This window comes from Glaciimonas immobilis (assembly GCF_011947285.1).
In the GTDB taxonomy this organism is placed as follows: Bacteria; Pseudomonadota; Gammaproteobacteria; order Burkholderiales; family Burkholderiaceae_D; genus Glaciimonas; species Glaciimonas immobilis.
Genome location: NZ_JAAOZT010000003.1, coordinates 168,258 through 189,983, shown reverse-complemented (window position 1 = coordinate 189,983; position 21,726 = coordinate 168,258). Strand labels below are relative to the sequence as shown.

Sequence of the window (21,726 nt, the reverse complement as noted above, 5' to 3'; positions counted from 1 at the left end):
TTGAATGGCTTATCTGGCGAGAATGACATATTAAGTTTGGATGTGGAGTTGGTTGAAAGGATTTGCTGGATAAAATAAATATTCAAAGAGATAAGTCGTCTCCTCAATTAAATTATTTTCGCCAGGCCCGGCAACGCCCATATATTCTTTGACGAAACGGGCCGGGACTACCGCACTGATATCTTTAACCATATCAATTTTTCCCGCGTGCTTTGCTATTACCTCATTGGTCAGGCGTAAAATCATTGGCGCAATAATCTGACTCAAACCATCACGACGTATGACCAACCGCATATTTGAAACGTCTCGCGTGTAGGACGGGGTATTGTCCATCCCCAAAAAGAAATTGCCGCCCGCCGCAACGACCGCCATCTTTTCCGCGTAAGTCACGCCAAATACATCGGGACGCGATAACACCTTTTGGATATCGGTAAACGGGTGACCAAAGTAATTTTATTGAACGTAAAAATTAATTTGAAGTTACGCAATATCCATAAAACAACGGGAGGTGACTTTGAACGAAGGCCTGGATTTTTTCTTTAATTGACATGGTTTTATTGTTGCGTAATTTTTTGAATTGACCGAATGCATACCATTCTGAGAATTAATGGTTGCCTTGTTGTCAGACGTGCAGCGTCCCCACTGAAAAATCATATTACAGATCAATTTCGGCAATATGCATCTCAGTGTTTATTGCGCCCTCGCCGGGGTGGCAACATTATCCCGCCCGTCGGATCGCTGGCAAACCATCTACGTAGGATCGACTAGCCCCTTAGCGATCAATCGCAGCGCTGTGATACCGGGAATAAAGAAATAATCTCCGCCTCTGGTTTCCACCAGCCGTGGAATATTCTGAACAAAATAAGGTGGCTGATCGCTATCCGGATCGACCTGAATAACTGCCTTGCTGGGATTTACGTCATTGTGATTGCCGAGAATGATTTCCTTATCGTTGCCAGCGCCGAAGTCATTCCCGTAATTAATCCATTGCTGCTGAATAAACTCGAATTGCCGGTTGATATCGACGTTGATCATCATCATGATAATGCCGTGATTACCATCGTTTTTTGTCTGGTCTTTGGCGATGCCGTAAGGCAGACCGCGCCGCAGAATACGGCGGCGATTGGATAGCGCTCCGGGTGTATCAAATGCATCTTTATCAAGTTCCATCGATGCACGCGGATTAATTCTTCGCAGGTGGGAACTGAATGGACATTTCGCGCCTTCTCTATCGTCATCGAAAGTGAAGTTGCTCAGCATATTGTCCTTTTCCGGATTCTCTGCTTTATTGAAAATTATGTCCCACGCATTCTTGCTTTTTTGATCAGGCGTGGACGCCAGCGGCGCGCCGTTGTCACGCCATCGACCAATGAATTTGGCGGCTAGCAATTCCCTTCCTCCGGGATAGGTTTTTGCTTCTTTATCCAACAATTCGTTAAATTTTCCGACGTTTTGATGCAACTTGCGATATACCAAAAAGCTACCATTGCGCGCAAATGAAACAGGACTTGGTGCCGCCGGATATTCTTTGGCTTCATCCAGATGTCCAAGGATAAATTCACCGGTCGCCAGCGGTAACCAGCCCGCATCAGTTTGCTTGCCGCGCCCATTGACGCTAGCCGGCGGACATGGCAATCCTTCAAACACAGGATCCCCAATGCCATCTGTGTAACCAAAATGCTCTTTGCTGGTAGGTTTGTCGTCCGCAGTTCTTAAAACGCTGGCGTCCTGATACGGCAAATCATCCACAGCCGCATCACCGCGATGACCTTCCAAGACCATGACGCTGTCCGGATGGTTTGCTATCAGCACCAATAATTGTTGATAGCTTTTTTCCAGATGCGCCTGGTCCTGCGCATTGAGGGAAATAAATATGTGGACCTGGTCGCCCTGCCAGATAGCGTCCCAATGCTCGGGCGCGCTTGGGCCATCGTCACCCAATATGTCTTTACGCGCCTTCATTCCCATCATAAATTCCGGTTGGAATCCAATCAATGATGCACCCGGTAATCCCAGCGCCTTCAGTCCTTCATACGTGAACGCAATGTTGGTCGTTACCGCTGGCTTTGGCACTTCATCAGGGCCCGCCCCCCAATTTGCCGAACTCGTGATCTGTGGCAGCAGAGCGGTGATAAATTTTCTACCTTGCGCTTGTGCGATGACATTTAAAAAAAGATAGCGCGCAACAGGAAAATTAAAGCGTCCATAAGCGCGAACGACATTTCCCTGAATATCCATCAAGTCCAGTTTTTGCGTCACAATGCAGTCCTTTCATGTTGATCTAAACGATATTGTCCGGCTTTCCAGGATGGTCCGGTGACATTGGCTGGCTCGACGCGCAGAATGAAATCGTTAAATTCTTTTTGTAATTCTGCCACTGGCATGCCTTGTGTTCGCAAAGCAAAATTGGTGAACTGCTGTTTGAGATACAGCGCTTTTAATTGTTCATCCAGTGACTCGTCATTCGAACCCACAAAAAATAGCGATGCCGTCAGCTGACATTTTTTCATGTACGTAACAAAACTGTCCGCATCGTGGACCAGTTTAAAGCCGTAACAAAAGCCCCATACGTGTATGATTTCTTTACCGATGGCGTTCCACATTGCGCGTAAATACGGTTCCAGTTCACCATGGAAATTGGTCGAAAAAACTAAATATTTAGATGCCAGATGATCTTCTTGCGGCAATGCACCCCGACGCACTTTGTCAGAGAAAATCGACAGGAGATCGATAATCGGACCAAATATATCGGTCCCGGGCGTCGACTGAATAACCACATCGTCCAGCACAAAATAGCGGCATAAATACGTTTGCGGTACCCGCGTCATAGGACTGTTCGGAAGCATATTCCACTGTTCCAACCGCGCTTTGATCTCGTCCGAATAGGCGATCTCATTGAAATGACCCTCTATGATCGGCGACAAAATGGTCAATGCATAAGCGTTGCCCTGAATATTAGCCATCTGCGAGCTCCTTTTTCTTTGCTATTTCGCTTTGTCTGGCTTTATGGGCGATTACTTCAAGTAAATCGCGGGCAACTTTGGCATGGTATGCATCACCGGCGCATCTTTTTTCCACCTCAGCTGCGGCCATACTGACAATCGGACTTGGCGACATATCGCCCAAATCTTTCTGCACACTTCGCAACAGAGCGTAATACTGCTTAATGAAGATTTCCGGCGCAGCGTTGGCGTATTCCTGATTGAAAGCAATCAACGCATTCTTGACGACCTTAGCCGACTTGATATCGTTTGATGCGGCCAGAGGATAAGCATTGTAATAATGCGAAGTTTCAATCTGGTTGTACTGAATGTATTCATGGAACGGTGACAACGGCACTGATCGTGGATAACGTAGATTCCACTTCCAGAACATATCTAGTCCACTCGGAATCGCAAATGTGAAGGAGTCGACATACTGATCCCAACTTCCGTTGAAGTTACTGAAAAACAGCATATAAGCGTACTTCAGATTCTCTTTAGGTTGGCTTGGATCCAGATGCGGGAACTGATGACGACCAACAATGACCCAGCGCGCATAATGAATCAGGGACAGGTTCATGAGCCCTTTTAATGTCCGTGGAAATTGAAGTGCAGCCCAAAAAATAAGTTTATTTAGCCATGTCATGTACCAACGGATCGGTGTGATGACATTCATGGCATAGGCTTTTCCTGCGATGTTGGACATGGGACTCTCCCGTAACCGGAGCACGCCTCAACGTTGATGCCCGGAGCAAACTGCGGTTTTGAACCCTGGTAAGCGCCGTGACAACAGGCTTATCGGGGAATAGTGTTATTTAACAGATTCAGATGAATAAAATAACATTTCAAAGTACGCCGGTTTAGCCGGGTCCGTAAGTATCGTTACGGTAACATCGGCATCTGAGAGTCTTAGTGTGATAGCCCTTCCAATATTTCTATAAAAACGGGGAGAACGGACGGAGGCTATTCTTTGAGGAATATCTCGAAAGCTGAAATAAAGGAAGGGTGGCAGGGATGGCGCCGGGCGCGGTCAATAACCGCTTAAGTAGTCCAGTCGTGCGCATTTGAAGAAGGTGGCGTATTTATTAAAGCGTAGTTGATTTAACTAGTTGACGTTGTAGATTCATGTAACCGATTCACGCTACAAACGGTGTAAATAAAAAGCCGATACAGAATAAGTATCGGCTTTTTATTATTTATTCCGCTCCAGCCCCCAACGCAAGGCCTTGAAATGTCGCATCACTTAATCCCCCGGTTTCAACGGCCGATTATTTTGAAACCGCGCCTGAATATCAACAACCCTCCCTGCAATAGTCCCCCCCTGACACAAAAAGTCCTGAAAAAGCGCCGCATGTTGTCGATTGGCCGACACATCGGTAATTTGCTGCCATTTACTCAGGCGCGCGCGTGACCAATTACCCTCCTTATGCCCAAACGCATACAACTTCCGTTCGGCGGTCTGGCACCGAATGCCTTCATAACTAATGTTTTCTGCACCCGCGCTGCTGGTACTGACCAGCGTGTAACGCACCACGCCATCGGAGCCGGCAGTAATCGATTTCACGTCAATTGCGAACTTCATGGTCGATGTCGGGCTCACATAGAAAGGCACCAAATTAGCCGCCTGCGGTTGTGGCGGTAACTGCACCGCTAGTTCCTGCCAAGTCTTCACTTCGTTGTCGAAATCGTCGTCAAAACCCGGGCCCGGACCGGAGCCGGGGGCCGCATGAACGTGTGCACTTACCAAAAGCAGGAGCGCGCTGACGGAGACAAATTTGTTGAGTCTGGATTGTAAAGTAGCGTTAAAAAACATATAAAAACTTACTCCTTGTCGATACTTGATTCAGCCGAAATACATATTACAGGCAGTTGGTCGTCAGCTTCAGACTCGCTCCCGCAGCGCGCGGCGCGGCCTGGTCGTCCGGCGCCTGGCGTTGGACGCGTCAGGAAACGTGATAACTCCTGCAATGCACGTTGATAGACATCGCGCTTGAATTCGATCACGACATCCAGAGGTACCCAGTAATCATGCCAGCGCCAGGCGTCAAACTCAGGGTGTTCGGTTAATCGCAAGTTAACATCGCAATCACGTCCGACCATTCTGAGCAGGAACCAGATTTGCTTTTGGCCCCGATAATGTCCGCGAATATCGCGTTTAATAAAATGGTCCGGCACTTCATAGCGCAGCCAGTCCCGGGTCCGCCCGATAATTTTGACATGCTCCGCCTTGAGGCCTATTTCTTCCTCTAGTTCACGAAACATGGCTTGTTCCGGCGTTTCACCGTACTTGATGCCACCTTGTGGAAATTGCCACGAATGTTCACGCACGCGCTTGCCCCACCACACCTCATTCTGGGTGTTGAGCAAGATAATGCCGACGTTGGGGCGGAAGCCTTCACGGTCCAGCATACTATTACCTCAAAACTTTCTGCAGCTAGACGGTCCTCATGCCAACTCGCTTACATGTTAAATTTACACGAAGCAGACCCCAGCCAGTGCTTAAACTGGCTAGAACATCAATCAATTGTGCAATGAGTGGGCGCATCAGCCAGCTAATCCTTTAAAATTGAGTCGATTATAACCCTCTCTTTTTAAAAAGAATTCACCGTTATGCGCGCCTCCCGTTTTTTTGTCTCTACGCTTAAAGAAGCCCCATCTGACGCCGAAATTGTCAGCCATAAATTAATGATGCGCGCCGGCATGATTAAACGCCTCGGTTCTGGCATTTACACCTATATGCCGATGGGTTTGCGGGTGATCCGCAAGGTCGAAAATATAGTGCGCGAAGAAATGAATCGTTCCGGTGCCGTCGAATTGTTGATGCCGGTGGTTCAACCGGCTGAGCTTTGGCAGGAGACTGGCCGTTGGCAAAAATACGGTGACGAACTAATGCGCGTGAAGGACCGGCATGGCCGCGACTTCATCATTCAGCCAACTTCGGAAGAGGTGGTGACCGATATCGCGCGTACCGAGCTACGTTCTTATCGCAAACTTCCGGTAAATTTTTATCATATCCAGACCAAGTTTCGCGATGAGCGTCGTCCCCGTTTTGGTTTAATGCGCGGTCGTGAATTCACGATGAAAGATGCATACTCATTCGATCGCGATGTGGATGGTCTGAAAAAGTCATATCAAAATATGTATGACGCCTACATCCGCATTTTTAACCGATTTGGACTGCAGTTCCGCCCCGTCGCGGCCGATAATGGTGCCATCGGTGGCACTGCGTCACATGAGTTCCATGTGATCGCGGCGACCGGTGAAGACGCTATCGTGTATTGCCCGACCTCCGACTATGCGGCCAATATGGAGGCTGCTGAGGCTTTGCAAGGCGACGTAAGTCGTGCTGCGCCAACTCAAGCGCTGACCAAGACCGCGACGCCAGGCAAAGCCAAGTGCGAAGCGGTTGCCGAGCTGCTCAATATTCCTTTGAACACGACGCTCAAGTCGATTGTCCTGACCGTGGAAACAGCGGCGACCAAGAGCGCGCCCGCATCCAAGCAAGTCTGGTTGCTGATGCTGCGCGGAGATCATGTACTTAACGAAATCAAAGCCAACAAAATTCCCGGTCTGGCTGGATATCGCTTTTCAACCGAAGAAGAAATCGTCGAGTACTTCGGTACGCCACCGGGCTATCTTGGGCCGATCAATACCAAAAGACCGGTTATCGTCGTTGCCGATCGTACGGTCGCCGATATGCATGACTTCGTGTGCGGTGCCAATGAGGTGGATTTTCACTTCACCGGTGCTAACTGGGGTCGCGACCTGCCTGAGCCGATGGTGGTCGATATCCGGAATGTGGTTGAGGGAGACCAGTCGCCGGACGGCAAGGGCGTGCTGGCGATCCTGCGCGGGATTGAAATTGGGCACGTGTTTCAACTGGGGACCGCCTATTCAGAAGCAATGAACGCCACCTTCCTGGATGAAAACGGTAAGCCGCAACCGCTGCAAATGGGCTGCTATGGTATCGGTATCACGCGGATTCTCGGTGCGGCGATTGAGCAAAATTTTGACGATAAAGGCATCATCTGGCCAACCGCGATTGCGCCGTTTGAAGTCGTACTATGTCCGATGGGTTATGACCGCAGCGAGGCCGTTAAAGCCGAGACTGATAAGCTTTACGAGGCCTTGCAGGCTGCAGGCGTCGATGTAATCCTTGATGATCGTGGCGAACGTCCGGGTGCGATGTTTGCCGATTGGGAGCTGATAGGCGTGCCACATCGCGTGGTAGTAGGTGATCGCGGTCTGAAAGAGGGCCAGCTTGAGTATCAGGGACGCCGTGACACTGAGGCTACTAGCGTGCCTTTGAGCGAGATGGTGGATTTTGTGAAGGCACGCTTGAATTCATAAAGCCTTAACGTCGCACCGTCTTAAGCGCACCCGATAAGTTTATCGGGTGCGGATTTATCTTAAGTGGTATTTCCCTCGGGGGGAGGGCCAGTAGGGCGTGTTGACATACAGATTTGCAGACGAGATATCCCGAAACTAAATCACCTGAACGTTAAAGGTCGTTGCTGTTGAACTTGACGTTGAAGTTGAACTTGAGCTTGAGCTACCCCGTCATAGACGTTGCCGGTTATTTCGGCTGTCAGTCGGGAATTGTCGGAAACCATGTTTGAGCGAAGCGAGTTGATATTTCGACCCGACTGATAGTCGAAATAATCGGGGACCCGCCAACCGCGGGCGACGTCTCTGCGGTCGCCTTCTTTTTGGTTACTCTTTTCTGCGGGGGCGCCTAGCCGAAGCAAGAAAAAGTGACTAGCTGTCGGGCTACCCCCGACTAGCGTCCACGGAGTAGTAACAATGTGAGTTACCGATCACCCAAACAATACCGCTAAAACTTCAAATATCAACACGCTTCAGTTGATATTCATAGTTAGCTTTAACCTCCCAATGTATTGTTTATATTTCATGCATTCCACAAAACCCGCAAATTTATGTGCGAAAAATCGACTTTCTGCGGTATTTACGCCGATTTCAGACGCAAAAATCGCTTTAAGCGCTTAGCATGGCAACACCGCCTTTGTTTATAGTGGGTTTCCGCGGAAACCAAACAATGCAGGTTTTTTCCCGGGAGCTGGATTTGCGTTTGATCGGTCGGATTTTTCTTTGGTGCACGGCGACGCTGCTTCTGGCGAGCGGCGCGGCGTATGCCGGTAATCAAAAAGAAGAAGCATTGGCGGATTCGGTGCGGCTGGCTTTATCGCGCTCGATCAACGATGCGGCGCCTCCTAAAGTGCAGTTCGCCGATATCAACCAGCGTATTCAGTATCTATACTGGTTCGTAGAAATGTCGGGACGCCTCAAAAAGAAATTTCCGGATGAACAGACGCGCACCGAATTTCTGGAAACCACCTGGTACGAATCGAAGCGAGCGGGCTTGGACCCGGCGATGGTATTGGGTTTGATTCAGGTTGAATCGGCATTTCGCAAATACGCTTTGTCCAGCGTCAATGCGCACGGCTATATGCAAGTGATGCCGTTCTGGACCGGCGTGATTGGCGATGCCGACCGCAGTAAATTATTCAATATGCAGACTAACCTGCGTTATGGTTGCGCGATTCTGCGGATGTACTTAGATATGGAAAAGGGTAATCTCTATCTGGCGCTGGGCCGTTATAACGGCAGCCGCGGTCGCCCTGAGTATCCGAACCTGGTACAGGCCGCCTGGAAGCGCTGGCAGTTTAGTGAAGTGCCGCTCAAAACTACGGTGGCTGCGCAATAACCTAGGCATCGGCCTCGTAGTTGGCTGTCGTGTCTGGTCTGCGTCGGTACAAATAACCGACCAATGACGGACGTGAAAAAAAAGCGGAGAGGATGTCGGCGCTGAGCGCGTACCGCATGGTGCTTACCATCAGACGAAAAAAACAAAAAAACCCGCGCAATGCGGGCGTTTTTGTTTGGCACTCAGGGCAATAGCGCGTTGGCTAGACCTTAAGCATTGCTCAAGTGGGCGGAAATGAGTTTAGTCATTTCAAACATAGACACTTGTTTTTTGCCGCCAAAGACAGCTGTAAGCTTTTCATCAGCATCGATGTTGCGCTTGTTTTCTGGATTTTGCAGATTGTGTTTCTTGATGTATTCCCAAACCTTCTTGGTAACTTCAGTACGTGGCAACGGGTCAGCGCCAACTACGGCAGCCAGAACAGCCGATGGTTTCATTGGCTTCATGAATGCGGCGTTAGGCTTGCGCGCGGGTTTTTCGGCCGCTTCAACTTTTGCTGGTGCTGCTTTTTTTACTGCTGGTTTAGCTGCGGGTTTTTTTTCCGCAACTGCTGGTTTTTTTGCTGTGGCCATCTTTGAGCCTCCTTGACGAAGAAAGTGTGAAACATGCGTCAATCACGCAACGCTCATAGTGGTGCGGTTTTCCCAGTGACGCAAGTGTTTTTTATGGGTTTTTCAGGATTTTATGGCCACCGGTCAGAGGCGCTCAAAAACATCATATTTTCATAGCGCTTTGGGGAACTATCTGGACGCCATTTTTATGGTTTTTATGATAATGGCCTGCCGCAATACTGAGACTTTTATGCGAATAATAGAGGGGCGCGAGGGAACTCGGTTTGCACCAAATCAAAGCATGAAAGCCTTAGCAATCAATGATTTATCGGTTTTGCGAGACAACGGGGTTGATACCGGGTCCCGCAAAACCGCACCGATCAACGCTTATTTCAGGCCCGGCATCATGCCTTTCATACTACGCATCATCTTCATCATGCCGCCGCTTTTGAGTTTTTTCATCATTGACTGCATTTGATCAAATTGCGACAGCATGCGGTTGACTTCCTGGACTTGCACACCTGCACCGATAGCAATACGGCGCTTGCGCGATGCTTTAATCAGCTCCGGCTTGGCCCGTTCCTGTGCGGTCATGGCGTTGATCATGCCCTCCATGCGGCGCACCGATTTTTCGGCCTGGCCCATATTGGCGGCACTGGCAGCTTGTTGAAATTGGGCTGGCAATTTATCCATGAGACTGGACATGCCGCCCATTTTTTTCATTTGACCGAGTTGCGACTTAAAGTCGTTCAGGTCGAACTTGCCACCGCTTTTGATTTTTTGCGCGAGATCCTGCGCGGCCGCGACGTCAACCCCTTTTTGCGCTTCTTCGACTAGCGCCAGAATATCGCCCATGCCGAGAATACGGTTGGCCATGCGGGACGGATCAAACGCTTCGAGGCCGTCGAGCTTCTCGCCGACACCGGCAAATTTGATTGGTTTCCCGGTGATATGACGCACTGACAGGGCAGCACCGCCACGCGCGTCGCCATCCAGTTTGGTCAGCACGATACCGGTGAGTGGCAGCGCGTCGTTAAACGCCTTGGCGGTGTTGATCGCATCTTGCCCAAGCATGGCATCAACGACAAACAGGGTTTCGATTGGTTTGACTGCGGCGTGGACGGCGGTGATTTCGTGCATCATCGCCTCGTCTATACCCAGACGACCGGCGGTATCGATAATCAGTACATCGTGATAATGGCGTTTGGCAAAATCAAGTGCGGCCAGTGCAATATCGACTGGCTTATCAGTGGTCAGACTGGGGAAAAAATCGGCACCGACTTGCTCGGTGACGGTCTGCAGTTGACCTATCGCTGCCGGGCGATAAACGTCGGTGGATACAGTAAGTACTTTTTTCTTTTTTTGTTCGCGCAGATATTTAGCAAGCTTACCGACGGTGGTGGTTTTACCCGCACCTTGCAGACCCGCCATCAAAATGATCGCAGGCGGTTGCGTGGCAAAGTTGAGTTGCGATGCTTCAGGGCCGAGATCGGCACCCATTAATGAGGCTAGCTCGCGTTGTACGACGCCGACCAGCGCCTGACCGGGTGTGAGCGAGGCAATGACTTCTTCGCCCAATGCTTTTTGCTTGACGTTGGCAATAAATTCACGCACAGCGGGCAGCGCAACGTCAGCCTCCAGCAATGCCAAACGTACTTCGCGCAACATTTCAGCGGTATTGGTTTCCGTCAGCCGTGCTTCGCCGCGCATGGTTTTGACGACTTTGGCGAGGCGCTGGGTAAGGTTGTCTAACATAGGTGACCGAGTTTTCAGAAGAGGACAAGAGGGCAATGCGCGATTGTTACCGTATGACCGCTGTGGTCATGGGACAATTTCACCACGGGGATGACCGACGCGGCGCACTGAAAATAATCGACTATTTTACCCGATACCTGTAATGAACTGCCTTGAAGACAGGCGAGATGCGCGGAATCAGCTATTATTTTAAAAAAATTTCTCCTGGGCATGGCAATGGCTGATGCCGTCACCATATATGCGCGATATAAGATGGATGTTAAGAAGGATGTTTAATAGGTCGCCTTGATTGCGATCGCTGAACAGGATCGTCGTGTAGGTGCGCTCTAGCTTGAGGTATTATTCTTCAATACAGATTTCAGGGATTATTATGTCAGGAAACTCCACCTCTGAAGCGCCGCGTCTGGCGGTCTTAATCGACGCTGACAATGCTAGTGCCGCCATTATTGACGGATTGCTGGCCGAGGTTGCCAAGTATGGCGTTGCCAGCGTCAAGCGCATATATGGCGACTGGACCGATAACCGGCTTGGCAGCTGGAAAGAGTGTCTGCTTCGGAACTCGATCCAGCCGATCCAGCAGTTTGGATATACCAAAGGTAAAAACGCGACGGACAGCGCGATGATTATCGATGCGATGGATTTGCTTTATACCCGTCGTTTCGATGGCTTTTGCATCGTATCAAGTGACAGTGATTTTACGCGTCTGGCCTCGCGGGTCAGAGAAGAGGGGCTGACGGTATACGGTTTTGGTGAGCGCAAGACGCCGCAACCATTTGTTACCGCTTGCGATAAGTTTATCTACACGGAATTGTTGATTGATCTGGATGTGGCGGATGCGGTGGATCAGGATGGCGTCAGCCAGGCGCCCGGTAAATTACATCGGGCGGCTAACGAACTGAGGCAAGATACGCGTTTGCTACGATTATTGCGCAGCGGTATTGAGGCAGTCTCGGACGAGGACGGGTGGGCGCAGCTGGGTTCGGTGGGAAGTCACATCGCCAAGCAGGCGCCAGATTTTGATGCCCGCGAATATGGCTATACCAAACTAAGTGGGCTAGTGAGTGCGACGGAATTATTCGATGTCACGCAACGTACGCTATCGAATAACAAATCGGCAACATACATACGGGATAAGCGCAGGAATAAATAGGGCGTTTGAATCGCGTGCGAGAACGCTAAGCAGATGCTGCTGAGTGGGCGAGGTGATTTTTAAAACCGCCCTCTAATGCCGGGGGTTAGTAGCGGGCCGTATAGGTTGCAGCACAGTACAATGTGGCCGGGATCAGTTTGCGTGATTCGAGCAAATTGTTTCTGAGGGGCATGATCGGTCGTTTATCGAACCCTAATCGACCCATGAAGGGCGGCATTGTTTTGGGCTGCGGCACTATTGCTACTGCCACGACAAATGCCACAATTGGGTCACATACTGTAAACTTAGATGATGCATACTTATTTTTTTATTCTTACAGCCATTCTATATCTCGGCTGCGCGCTATTGCCGTCCAGGCAGCGGAAGACAATTTCGACCGTCGTTGCCCTCGCCTGGCTGCTGCACGGTGCCGCTTTGTGGGCTGACGTTGTTGGGCCGGACGAGGTGCGAGTGGGGTTTTCGATGATGTTATCGGCGACGCTGTGGGTATCGGTCGCCGCTTACTGGCTCGAAAATCGTAACTATACCCTCGATGGTTTGCGTGTTCTGGTATTGCCGACTGCGGCGCTTACTGTCCTTTTGCCGGGTCTGTTTCCTGGAAATATGGTGTCTTTGGTTGGTAAGTCACCTGTGTTTTTATGGCATATTGTTATTTCAATCCTGGCCTATAGTACGTTAACCATCGCGGCGTTTCATGCGGTGCTGATGGTTTTGCAAGAAAGCCGTCTGCACACGCGCCCGGGCAGCGCGCATACCACCTGGTTTGGTGCCGCGCTGGACCGTTTGCCAGCGTTGTTAACAATGGAAAAAATATTATTTCGCTTAATTGCCTTTGGATTTCTTTTACTGACCTTGACCGTGGCATCGGGTGTGGTTTTTTCGGAAGAGTTATTCGGAACAGCTTTTAAGTGGGATCACAAGACCATATTTACGATGTTGTCATGGGCGCTATTTGGCTTGTTATTGATTGGCCGGAAGTGGCAGGGCTGGCGGGGTCGTACTGCGCTTAGTTTTACATTGACTGGGTTTGCTATTTTGCTACTCGCCTATGTGGGTAGTCGTTTTGTACTTGAAGTTGTGTTACATCGGGTCCTGGTATGAAATATGTCATATGGTTAGTCATCGCGCTGGCGGTTGTTGTCTGGTTTCAGCGCGTGAAAAAGAACATCGTCCATAAAGGCGGTACGGGGCCAAATGATGCCGGCCGTGACAATGCTGCTGGTGCCGCGGGTGCCAGAAATGCGCGTCCATCGTCCTTATCTGGGGCTTCGTCACCGGTGGAAGAAATGGTGGCATGCGCGCATTGCGGATTGCATTTTCCTGCCTCCGAAGCGGTAACAGATTACGTTGGCACGGTGTTTTGCGGTGAAGAACATCGGCGTTTGCACGTCCAGTGAGTTGGCTTTCGACCAAAGTCCGTAGGGATACCTGTGCTGATACTTTGACCGTTTCTTTAAGCCGCGCCTTGTTTAGTGCTCCAATCGTTGTTTTGAAATCTTGCGCATGATCAAATCCGCGCTGTCCTTCCAGCTTCCCAAGTCGATGGCCGCATTTTTTATAGAGGGCCAGAAGCCGACAACGTTTTGGCGCACGCTGCAAACGTTTAACATCACGCGTATCGTGGTCGCGCTGGTATTGCTGGTTTACCTCAGTGCGAACGGCCAAAATGCCCGCGGGCTTTCCGAATTTTTTGACTATCCGGAAACCTGTTCGATCTACTTGCTTTGTGCGATTGTCTTTGCCTTGTTCGCGGCCTATTGCCGGCGCCACTACCGGTTGCAAATTGTGGTGCAGATTTTGGTGGATATTGCGGCCATCTCGATTTTGTACCTCGGTGCGGGCGGCGCCAAAAGTGGACTTGGCGTACTTTATTTGTTTCCACTGGCTGGAGGCGCAATTCTGGCGTCGCTCACGCTAGCGATGCTTTTTGTATCAGTAGTCACGGTCGTGTTATTGGGCGAGAGCGGTTATCAGGTGCTGCAATCAGCGTCCGACGCGCCCACTCTGAAAGCTGGGTTATCGGGCGCTGCATATTTTTTTGCAGTGTTTGTGATCAATCGCTTGGCTAGCCGATTGATTCGTCAGGAGGAACTGGCCGAGCAACGTGGCAAGGATTTGCGGGTGCAACTTGCGATTAACCATATCGCGGTTGCAGATATGGGTGACGGCCTGCTGGTTGTCGGTCCGGACGGTACGATTTTAAGTGCAAATCCCATGGCGGACCGCATGCTGGCGTTATCGGTGGTGCGGGGCGCTCCAGGGGGTAAACTGGGGGATTTTCCCGCATTGACACCGATTGCCGAGGCTTTTTTTTCTTGGGCGTCGACGTTTAATTTACATCCGGGAGGTGCCGCTGATGCCAGTCAGTTTATAGGTGGCGCCTCTGCCGGTGATCCACCTTTTGTGGTGACAATCAAACACAGTGATGACCGCCGACTTAATGGCGTTGCGATGGGTTCAACCGGCAACGAACTAGCTGCCCATTTCAAGTTACGTTTCGCCGCAGTCCAAACCGATGACCTGCGCGAATACCTTACAGTTATTTTTTTGCAAGATGTCAGTGAAATCGAAAATCAGGCGCAACAACTTAAATTGGCGGCGATGGGGCGCTTGACCGCCAGTATTGCCCATGAGGTACGGAATCCGTTATCGTCGATAGCGTACGCCGCGACGCTACTGGTCGAAGACGCGGTGAGTCCATCGCAGGTGCGCTTGCTTAATATTATTGAAGATAATGTAGCGCGTTTGAATCGGATGATCGAAGATATCCTATCGATATCGCGTAAAGTCCAGCGCCAGACCGCGCCTATTCTGCTTGGCCCGCTGATGACGGACATAACGGAAGAATTTCAGCAGATGAACGTCATCAAACCCGGCGTAATGCAATTGCTAGTTTCTAGCGCCGAGGAATCCAGCGTATGGTTTGATCCGTTACATCTGCGCGAGGTAGTGGTCAATTTGCTATCAAACGCGTTGCGTTATGCCAGCGGCGGTCCCAACAGCATGCGTTTGCATGTAATGACGAACGCGTCTGGGGGGCTGGAACTGCATGTTCAGGATGATGGTAACCCGATCATACCCGCAGTTCGATCGCATTTATTCGAGCCGTTTTATACGACTTCTAATAAAGGTACCGGGTTAGGGCTATTTTTGGCGCGCGAGTTGTGTTTGAATAACGGTGCGAAGCTGGATTATGAATATCGGCATGAAGAGCACGAAGATCTGAGCGGGCGTTTTGTGATTGCGTTTGCGGTACGTAGGCCACTTTAATTTATTTGCCCGGGAAAATTGTTGTTATGACTTCACCCCGTATTCTGGTCGTCGACGACGAATCGCATCTGCGTGAATTATTAGAAATTGCGTTAGTTAAAATGGGTTTGGACGTCGATAGTGCCGATTCTCTGGCGGCCGCGCGACAACTCCTGTCACAGCGTGATTATGCGCTGGTTCTGACCGACATGCGCCTACTCGACGGACTTGGCATTGAACTAGTGCACGAGGTAGTCGCCAGCGGAAAAACGATGCCGATTGCGGTTATTACCGCATTTGGTAGTGCGGACAATGCCGTCATGGCGCTGAAGGCCGGTGCCTTTGACTATTTATCAAAGCCGGTGGCATTGGATCAGTTGCGTTTAATGGTGCGATCGGCGCTACGTGTCCACGCTTCTGAGCGCAATCTCTCGCCGTCCATCGGCGCATTGCCTCGCAGTGGCGTGAGCAATAACAAATCGGCTCCGCCGACGTTGCGATTGGTTGGCAGGTCGGCAGCGATGCAGGACTTGCGCTCCCAAATTGCAAGGTTAGCGCGGAGCATGGCACCGATCGCCATCAGCGGAGAATCTGGCAGCGGCAAAGAACTGGCCGCGCGTGATTTGCATGCGCTTAGTCCGCGTGCAGAAAAACCGTTTGTCGCCGTCAATTGCGGCGCGATCCCCGAAAACCTGATGGAAGCGGAATTTTTCGGCTATCGCAAAGGTGCGTTTACCGGTGCAGTGGAGGACCGCGACGGGTTTTTCCAGGCAGCAAATGGTGGTACCTTGTTGCTTGATGAGGTCGCGGATCTACCGTTGGCAATGCAAGTTAAATTATTACGTGCGATTCAGGAGCGGCGCGTGCGTAAAGTCGGTGCCACAACGGAGGAAGTCGTGGATGTGCGGCTAGTCAGCGCAACGCACCAGAATTTGGCTGAATGCGTTGAGAAAGGCCGGTTTCGACAAGATTTATACTACCGGCTAAATGTCATAGAGCTGCATTTGCCCCCACTGCGCGAACGCAAGGATGATATCGGTTTGCTGGCCGAAGTCATTCTGATGCGTCTGGCGATACTGGATTTACACCAGACCACGATGACACTAAGCCCGGCAGCGTTACAGGCATTGCAGAGCTATACTTTTCCTGGAAATGTGCGTGAACTGGAGAACATTCTTGAGCGCGCCTTAGCATTTGCCAACGATGGCATCATAGAAGTATGTGATCTGGCGCTGAAGTTATCCGGCGTGCGTCACGCGGAAGCGTTCACAGCTGAGTTACGGGACCCAATTGGTGCAGAGGAGTCGGCGGCGGCGGTGGCGTCTATTATGGCGATGGGTGAAAAGTTACTTGAGCCAGCGGTGGCTGGTGTTCGCACCGGCGCTAATGCCGGTCCGGGTGCCGACATTTTGCCGCCGTCATTGCCGACGCATCTTGATGATGTAGAGCGTAATATTATTCGGCAAGCCTTGGGCCGCACGCAATTCAATCGGACGAAGGCGGCTGAATTATTGGGAATCAGTTTTCGTCAATTGCGGTATCGCATGCAAAGACTATCGATACACGAGCAGGATTAAGCAGGCACGCGCAAGCCCATACGGGATTTATAGGCAAAAAAACAGGAATAAGCAGGAACAAACAGTCATAAATAGGAATAATTTAGCGTCTTAATGATGGATAAAGTCACAATGACCGTTCCGGTAACGCTTGCTCATACTGCAAGCACGCCAATCAGTTCACCGACGTTTCTGATCGGTGAAGACGGTTGGTGTACTGCGCAGAGCCAGCGAATACCTGCAACGTTAAATATGCCAGATTTGCCGGAGCTGCTAAACGTGCCGGAGGTGCGCCATGAGCCCTCGCCCAATTGTGATCCACGGCCCCAGGGCATCAGCGTGGAATTACTGGTAATTCACAACATCAGTTTGCCGCCCGGAAAATTCAACACGCCCTTTATTGCGGATTTATTTTGTAATCGTCTGAATTACGACGCCGATCCCTATTTCGAGCAACTGCGACCCCTCAGGGTGTCGGCGCACTTTCTGATTCGGAGAGACGGCGGCGTTGTGCAGTTTGTAGCGACCACGCAACGGGCATGGCACGCTGGCGTGTCATCATTTGGCGCGCGTGAGCGGTGTAATGATTTTTCGATCGGTATCGAACTGGAAGGCACCGATTATGAGCCCTTTACTTCGCCGCAATATGTCGCGTTATACGCGCTGACCCATGCATTGCTAAAGCGCCATGGTCTCACTGCGGTGTGCGGACATAGCGATATTGCCCCCGGCCGAAAAACCGATCCTGGGCCATTTTTTGACTGGGTACAATACCAGCAGGCCGTGGTGGATCGCCGAGCGCAAGTGCTTACCACCCCTCGGCTTGGCTTCCCGATTGAGGGTTAGAAAAGTCAACCCTATTTTGACTTTTCTTCAAAAAAAGATTCTATCAATCGGGGCGGTTAAACATTGCATCTCCTTGGCCCAAGTACTACAATTAGTGCAAACAACGATACAAAAGACTATATGTAGTGTTTTTGGTGAAGCGCAACTTATCCACCAACTTCTTTCTGCGCCGTAGCCCGCGTTCGTGAAGACCAGACGCGCAAACCGCAGCAACCACGAGGGGCTTCAGCCCGCGAGGAGCGTGCGCATTGCGTACCAAATGTTGGCGGCAGTATCTACCACGTGCAGTAAATTCAGAAAAAAGTCTTTTAGCTGTTTCGGGTGTCTGATCTACTTGTCCTATTTTCGTTATCTACATGTCTTATTAAGTACCCGTTCAATATCTGTAACGAGCGGGCGTCAATTGGTGATAAGTGGCGCGGAGAAACCGGAGTGGTCTTGAGACCATGAGGATTTCAGTACCAGCTAGCATCCAATCAAGCCCGTGCAGTGAGATCGTAAACAGGTGCCAGGTAAGAAGATTTTGGTACACATGTTGGATGGGCCCGATGCAGCCCCCTCGCTTGAATTGATCAAGTTTGACGTAAGCGTCAAGATAGACCTTGGGTTCTGTCTGCGTTGCGGCCTATGCAGTCTTTGCTATCTGTATCACCTCTGCAGCGAACCGCGGTTTTCTGCTGGCTTGTAAGGTCGTTGACAGCGGCGGCAATAGTATTTGGTATTCAGAGAACCGGATTTCTGCGGTTTTTTATTATTAGTTAACAACGATGGGCGCAATCCACGCGTCTATCAAACTCAGCTCGGGAGGCTCAGTGCAATCTACTCAAGAAATTTCCGTTAAATCTTCGTCCGAATTCGGTGGCGCGTCGTCGCAGTCTGGTAAAAGCGCAGCTCCCACGCATGCGCCGGTCAGCTTTGGCGATTACCGCATCATCCGCCGTAACGGTTCCGTAGTCGGCTTTGAACCATCCAAAATTTCGATCGCGGTCACCAAGGCTTTTCTCGCGGTCAATGGCGGTCAAGGCGCCGCTTCGGCCCGCGTGCGCGAGTTGGTAGAGCAACTGACGCTCAACGTCGTCAACGCGCTGGTACGTCGTCAGCCAACCGGCGGCACTTTTCACATTGAAGACATTCAGGACCAGGTTGAATTGTCCCTAATGCGTTCGGGCGAGCACGACGTCGCCCGCGCCTACGTGCTGTATCGTGCAAAGCGCATGGAAGAGCGTGCGCAATTGCAGACCACTAGCGCAGTCGCCCCGTCAACCGAGCTATATGTAACAGAAGACGGTCAGCGTCGCGTCCTCGACATGGGTCAAGTGCGCGATTTGATTTCGGCCGCTTGCATCGGTCTGGAAAAGCACGTCGACGCCGAAGCGATTCTGCACGAAGCCGTCAAAAACCTGTATGACGGCGTACCAGTTGAAGAGCTGCACAAGTCAGCGATTCTGGCAGCACGCGCTTTGATGGAAAAAGATCCTGCTTACAGTACTGTTACTGCGCGTTTGCTGATGCACACGATCCGTAAAGAAGTTTTCGGTAAAGAAGTCACGCAAGCGGATGCGCCAGCGCAGTACCTTGATTATTTCCCAAAGTATATTAAAAAAGGGATTGAGGCTGACCTGTTAGACAGCAAGTTGGCGCAGTTTGACCTGAAGAAGCTGGCCGACGCACTACAACCGGAACGCGATCTGCAATTTGCCTACATTGGATTGCAAACGCTGTATGACCGTTATTTCCTGCACATCCAGGATGTCCGTATTGAAATGCCGCAAGCGTTTTACATGCGCGTGGCGATGGGTTTGTCACTGAACGAAATCAACCGTGAAGAACGCGCGATCGAGTTCTACAATCTGCTGTCCAGCTTTGATTTCATGAGCTCCACGCCAACCCTGTTCAATTCCGGGACGCTGCGCTCACAACTGTCATCATGCTATCTGACGACCGTGTCGGATGATCTTGAAGGCATCTACGACGCGATCAAAGAAAACGCTTTGCTGGCGAAATACGCTGGCGGTCTGGGCAACGACTGGACGCCAGTGCGCTCCCTCGGCGCGCACATTAAAGGCACTAACGGTAAATCGCAAGGTGTGGTGCCGTTCCTGAAAGTGGTGAACGACACTGCCGTTGCTGTCAATCAAGGCGGTAAACGCAAAGGTGCGGTCTGCGCCTATCTGGAAACCTGGCACATGGACATCGAGGAATTCCTCGACCTGCGCAAAAATACCGGCGATGACCGTCGCCGTACGCATGACATGAACACGGCTAACTGGATTCCTGATCTGTTCATGAAGCGCGTGATGGAAAAAGGCGAGTGGACATTATTCTCGCCAAGTGATGCGCCGGACTTGCATGACAAAGTCGGCAAAGCGTTCGAAACCGCTTATCTGGGTTATGAAGCCAAGGCCGCGCGCGGTGAACTGCGCACCACCAAGAAGTTGCACGCACTGGATCTATGGCGCAAGATGCTATCGATGCTGTTCGAGACCGGTCATCCATGGATCACGTTCAAGGACCCTTGCAATATTCGTTCGCCACAGCAACATGTCGGCATGGTCCATAGCTCCAACCTATGTACCGAAATCACGTTGAACACCAACGAAACTGAAATCGCTGTCTGCAATCTGGGCTCGGTCAATTTGCCAGCGCACATGAAAGACGGCAGGCTTGATTCAGCCAAATTGCAAAAAACCATTAGCACTGCCATGCGGATGCTAGACAATGTGATTGATATTAACTACTACGCAGTGAAGAAGGCGCGTGATTCTAATTTGCGTCACCGTCCGGTCGGTCTGGGCATCATGGGTTTTCAGGATTGCCTGCACATGATGCGGATTCCTTATGCATCGCAAGAAGCAGTTGAATTTGCTGATCGCTCGATGGAACTCGTGTGCTACAACGCATACTGGGCCTCGACTGTTTTGGCAGAAGAGCGCGGTCGTTATAGCTCATTCCGCGGATCGTTGTGGGACCGTGGCATTCTTCCGCAGGATTCGCTGAAGTTGCTGGCTGAAGAGCGTGGCGGCTATCTCGAAACGGATATGTCCGAGACTTTGGACTGGACGCCACTACGTGCCCGCATCAAAGAATTCGGCATGCGTAATTCGAACTGTGTAGCGATCGCACCGACCGCCACCATTTCGAACATCATTGGCGTATCGGCGTGTATCGAACCGACCTATCAAAACCTGTATGTAAAGTCGAACCTGTCCGGCGAGTTCACTGAAATCAACGCATACCTGGTTCGTGACCTGAAGGCCCGTAACTTGTGGGATGAAGTCATGATCTCGGACCTGAAGTATTTTGATGGTAGCCTGGCCAAAATTGATCGTATTCCGCAAGATTTGCGCGCTATTTACGCCACTGCGTTCGAAGTCGAGCCCTCATGGCTAGTAGAAGCTGCATCGCGTCGTCAGAAATGGATTGATCAGGCGCAGTCACTAAACATTTATATGGCCGGTGCATCGGGCAAAAAACTCGACGAGACTTACAAACTGGCATGGTTGCGCGGCCTGAAAACCACGTATTATCTGCGCACAATCGGCGCTACCCACACCGAAAAATCGACCACCAAAACCGGTGCGTTGAATGCAGTGTCGGTCGATGGGGCTGCAAGTGGCGGTGCGATGGCAAATTACGCAGCGAAGCCGGTTGTCTCGGACGAACTGGAACTGGATGGTCCTGCGTGCACAATGCGTCCGGGCGATGCCGGTTTTGAAGAGTGCGAAAGCTGCCAATAAGCTGCCAATAAGCTGCCGGTAAATTCCCGGTAAGCTGACACTAATCAGGTATTAAGGCACGTGCGGACAGTCCACGGACGTGCCGGTCATAACAGTTTTAGACACGATATGTTGCGTTGGCTGAACTAAAACCACGCACGCTAATCATAAAATAAAGTGAAGGAAGAAATATGCTC

17 protein-coding genes are annotated in these 21,726 nt (G+C 50.8%); 9 read left to right on the top strand and 8 right to left on the bottom strand.

What is annotated here, in order from left to right; all coding sequences use genetic code 11:
* Nucleotides 1-30 precede the first annotated feature (30 nt).
* From HAV38_RS07280 to HAV38_RS07255, 6 genes are all read right to left on the bottom strand, one after another.
* Nucleotides 31-372, bottom strand: a complete 342-nt coding sequence (locus tag HAV38_RS07280; RefSeq protein WP_168053941.1) for a cytochrome P450 family protein — start codon at nucleotides 370-372, stop codon at nucleotides 31-33.
* Between the two features lie 378 nt (nucleotides 373-750).
* Nucleotides 751-2,259, bottom strand: coding sequence for a Dyp-type peroxidase (locus HAV38_RS07275; protein ID WP_168053939.1), 1,509 nt, complete (start codon nucleotides 2,257-2,259; stop codon nucleotides 751-753).
* Nucleotides 2,256-2,963 carry a hypothetical protein gene (locus HAV38_RS07270; protein WP_168053937.1) on the bottom strand — a complete coding sequence of 236 codons (708 nt, stop codon included), beginning with the start codon at nucleotides 2,961-2,963 and terminating at the stop codon, nucleotides 2,256-2,258. Before HAV38_RS07270 ends, HAV38_RS07275 begins: the two co-directional genes overlap by 4 nt.
* Nucleotides 2,956-3,687, bottom strand: a complete 732-nt coding sequence (locus HAV38_RS07265) for a hypothetical protein (RefSeq protein ID WP_209216670.1) — start codon at nucleotides 3,685-3,687, stop codon at nucleotides 2,956-2,958. The genes HAV38_RS07270 and HAV38_RS07265 overlap by 8 nt, the downstream gene beginning before the upstream one ends.
* Nucleotides 3,688-4,224: 537 nt before the next feature.
* Nucleotides 4,225-4,794, bottom strand: a complete 570-nt coding sequence (locus HAV38_RS07260; RefSeq protein ID WP_168053935.1) for a CNP1-like family protein — start codon at nucleotides 4,792-4,794, stop codon at nucleotides 4,225-4,227.
* A gap of 8 nt (nucleotides 4,795-4,802) precedes the next feature.
* Nucleotides 4,803-5,390, bottom strand: coding sequence for an RNA pyrophosphohydrolase (locus tag HAV38_RS07255; RefSeq protein ID WP_245182248.1), 588 nt, complete (start codon nucleotides 5,388-5,390; stop codon nucleotides 4,803-4,805).
* 201 nt (nucleotides 5,391-5,591) lie between these two features.
* Here HAV38_RS07255 and HAV38_RS07250 point away from each other — a divergent pair, with 201 nt between their 5' ends.
* Both HAV38_RS07250 and HAV38_RS07245 read left to right on the top strand, forming a co-directional pair.
* Nucleotides 5,592-7,331: a proline--tRNA ligase gene (locus tag HAV38_RS07250; protein WP_168053933.1), complete on the top strand. Its 1,740-nt coding sequence runs from the start codon at nucleotides 5,592-5,594 to the stop codon at nucleotides 7,329-7,331.
* Nucleotides 7,332-8,037: 706 nt separating this feature from the next.
* The gene (locus HAV38_RS07245) at nucleotides 8,038-8,706 is read left to right on the top strand and encodes a lytic transglycosylase domain-containing protein (RefSeq protein WP_168053931.1); all 669 of its coding nucleotides are present in this window, start codon (nucleotides 8,038-8,040) and stop codon (nucleotides 8,704-8,706) included.
* A 209-nt stretch (nucleotides 8,707-8,915) separates the two neighbouring features.
* Here HAV38_RS07245 and HAV38_RS07240 read toward each other — a convergent pair whose 3' ends face one another.
* Together HAV38_RS07240 and ffh are read right to left on the bottom strand one after the other, a co-directional pair.
* On the bottom strand, nucleotides 8,916-9,278 hold the full coding sequence (locus tag HAV38_RS07240) for an SWIB/MDM2 domain-containing protein (protein WP_168053929.1): 363 nt from the start codon (nucleotides 9,276-9,278) through the stop codon (nucleotides 8,916-8,918).
* A 366-nt stretch (nucleotides 9,279-9,644) separates the two neighbouring features.
* The gene (gene ffh / locus HAV38_RS07235; RefSeq protein WP_168053927.1) at nucleotides 9,645-11,012 is read right to left on the bottom strand and encodes a signal recognition particle protein; all 1,368 of its coding nucleotides are present in this window, start codon (nucleotides 11,010-11,012) and stop codon (nucleotides 9,645-9,647) included.
* Nucleotides 11,013-11,382: 370 nt separating this feature from the next.
* Between ffh and HAV38_RS07230 the strand changes: the two genes are divergently transcribed.
* The 7 genes from HAV38_RS07230 (at nucleotide 11,383) to HAV38_RS07200 (ending at nucleotide 21,550) form a co-directional block, all read left to right on the top strand.
* On the top strand, nucleotides 11,383-12,162 hold the full coding sequence (locus tag HAV38_RS07230) for an NYN domain-containing protein (protein ID WP_168053925.1): 780 nt from the start codon (nucleotides 11,383-11,385) through the stop codon (nucleotides 12,160-12,162).
* 291 nt (nucleotides 12,163-12,453) lie between these two features.
* Nucleotides 12,454-13,263 carry a cytochrome C assembly family protein gene (locus HAV38_RS07225; protein ID WP_168054198.1) on the top strand — a complete coding sequence of 270 codons (810 nt, stop codon included), beginning with the start codon at nucleotides 12,454-12,456 and terminating at the stop codon, nucleotides 13,261-13,263.
* A complete protein-coding gene (locus HAV38_RS07220; RefSeq protein ID WP_168053923.1) occupies nucleotides 13,260-13,559 on the top strand; it encodes a PP0621 family protein in 300 nt (99 codons plus the stop codon). The genes HAV38_RS07225 and HAV38_RS07220 overlap by 4 nt, the downstream gene beginning before the upstream one ends.
* Nucleotides 13,560-13,665: 106 nt before the next feature.
* On the top strand, nucleotides 13,666-15,432 hold the full coding sequence (locus HAV38_RS07215) for a sensor histidine kinase (protein WP_245182247.1): 1,767 nt from the start codon (nucleotides 13,666-13,668) through the stop codon (nucleotides 15,430-15,432).
* A gap of 26 nt (nucleotides 15,433-15,458) precedes the next feature.
* Nucleotides 15,459-16,988 (top strand): sigma-54-dependent transcriptional regulator, encoded by a 1,530-nt coding sequence (locus HAV38_RS07210; protein ID WP_168053921.1) that lies wholly within the window; start codon nucleotides 15,459-15,461, stop codon nucleotides 16,986-16,988.
* 231 nt (nucleotides 16,989-17,219) lie between these two features.
* Entirely contained in the window at nucleotides 17,220-17,813 is a 594-nt protein-coding gene (gene ampD, locus HAV38_RS07205; protein ID WP_168054194.1) for a 1,6-anhydro-N-acetylmuramyl-L-alanine amidase AmpD, read from the top strand.
* A gap of 812 nt (nucleotides 17,814-18,625) precedes the next feature.
* Nucleotides 18,626-21,550, top strand: coding sequence for a ribonucleoside-diphosphate reductase subunit alpha (locus tag HAV38_RS07200; RefSeq protein ID WP_168053919.1), 2,925 nt, complete (start codon nucleotides 18,626-18,628; stop codon nucleotides 21,548-21,550).
* Nucleotides 21,551-21,726 lie beyond the last annotated feature (176 nt).

Excerpts from the sequence above, each read along its gene's own strand:
- HAV38_RS07245 (WP_168053931.1), top strand. The coding sequence starts at position 8,038 with ATGCAGGTTTTTTCCCGGGAGCTGGATTTGCGTTTGATCGGTCGGATT.
- HAV38_RS07250 (WP_168053933.1), top strand. The coding sequence starts at position 5,592 with ATGCGCGCCTCCCGTTTTTTTGTCTCTACGCTTAAAGAAGCCCCATCT.
- HAV38_RS07265 (WP_209216670.1), bottom strand. The coding sequence starts at position 3,687 with ATGTCCAACATCGCAGGAAAAGCCTATGCCATGAATGTCATCACACCG.
- HAV38_RS07240 (WP_168053929.1), bottom strand. The coding sequence starts at position 9,278 with ATGGCCACAGCAAAAAAACCAGCAGTTGCGGAAAAAAAACCCGCAGCT.
- HAV38_RS07220 (WP_168053923.1), top strand. The coding sequence starts at position 13,260 with ATGAAATATGTCATATGGTTAGTCATCGCGCTGGCGGTTGTTGTCTGG.
- HAV38_RS07215 (WP_245182247.1), top strand. The coding sequence starts at position 13,666 with ATGATCAAATCCGCGCTGTCCTTCCAGCTTCCCAAGTCGATGGCCGCA.
- HAV38_RS07230 (WP_168053925.1), top strand. The coding sequence starts at position 11,383 with ATGTCAGGAAACTCCACCTCTGAAGCGCCGCGTCTGGCGGTCTTAATC.
- HAV38_RS07255 (WP_245182248.1), bottom strand. The coding sequence starts at position 5,390 with ATGCTGGACCGTGAAGGCTTCCGCCCCAACGTCGGCATTATCTTGCTC.
- HAV38_RS07225 (WP_168054198.1), top strand. The coding sequence starts at position 12,454 with ATGCATACTTATTTTTTTATTCTTACAGCCATTCTATATCTCGGCTGC.
- HAV38_RS07280 (WP_168053941.1), bottom strand. The coding sequence starts at position 372 with ATGGCGGTCGTTGCGGCGGGCGGCAATTTCTTTTTGGGGATGGACAAT.
- HAV38_RS07260 (WP_168053935.1), bottom strand. The coding sequence starts at position 4,794 with ATGTTTTTTAACGCTACTTTACAATCCAGACTCAACAAATTTGTCTCC.
- ffh (WP_168053927.1), bottom strand. The coding sequence starts at position 11,012 with ATGTTAGACAACCTTACCCAGCGCCTCGCCAAAGTCGTCAAAACCATG.
- HAV38_RS07270 (WP_168053937.1), bottom strand. The coding sequence starts at position 2,963 with ATGGCTAATATTCAGGGCAACGCTTATGCATTGACCATTTTGTCGCCG.
- HAV38_RS07210 (WP_168053921.1), top strand. The coding sequence starts at position 15,459 with ATGACTTCACCCCGTATTCTGGTCGTCGACGACGAATCGCATCTGCGT.
- ampD (WP_168054194.1), top strand. The coding sequence starts at position 17,220 with ATGCCAGATTTGCCGGAGCTGCTAAACGTGCCGGAGGTGCGCCATGAG.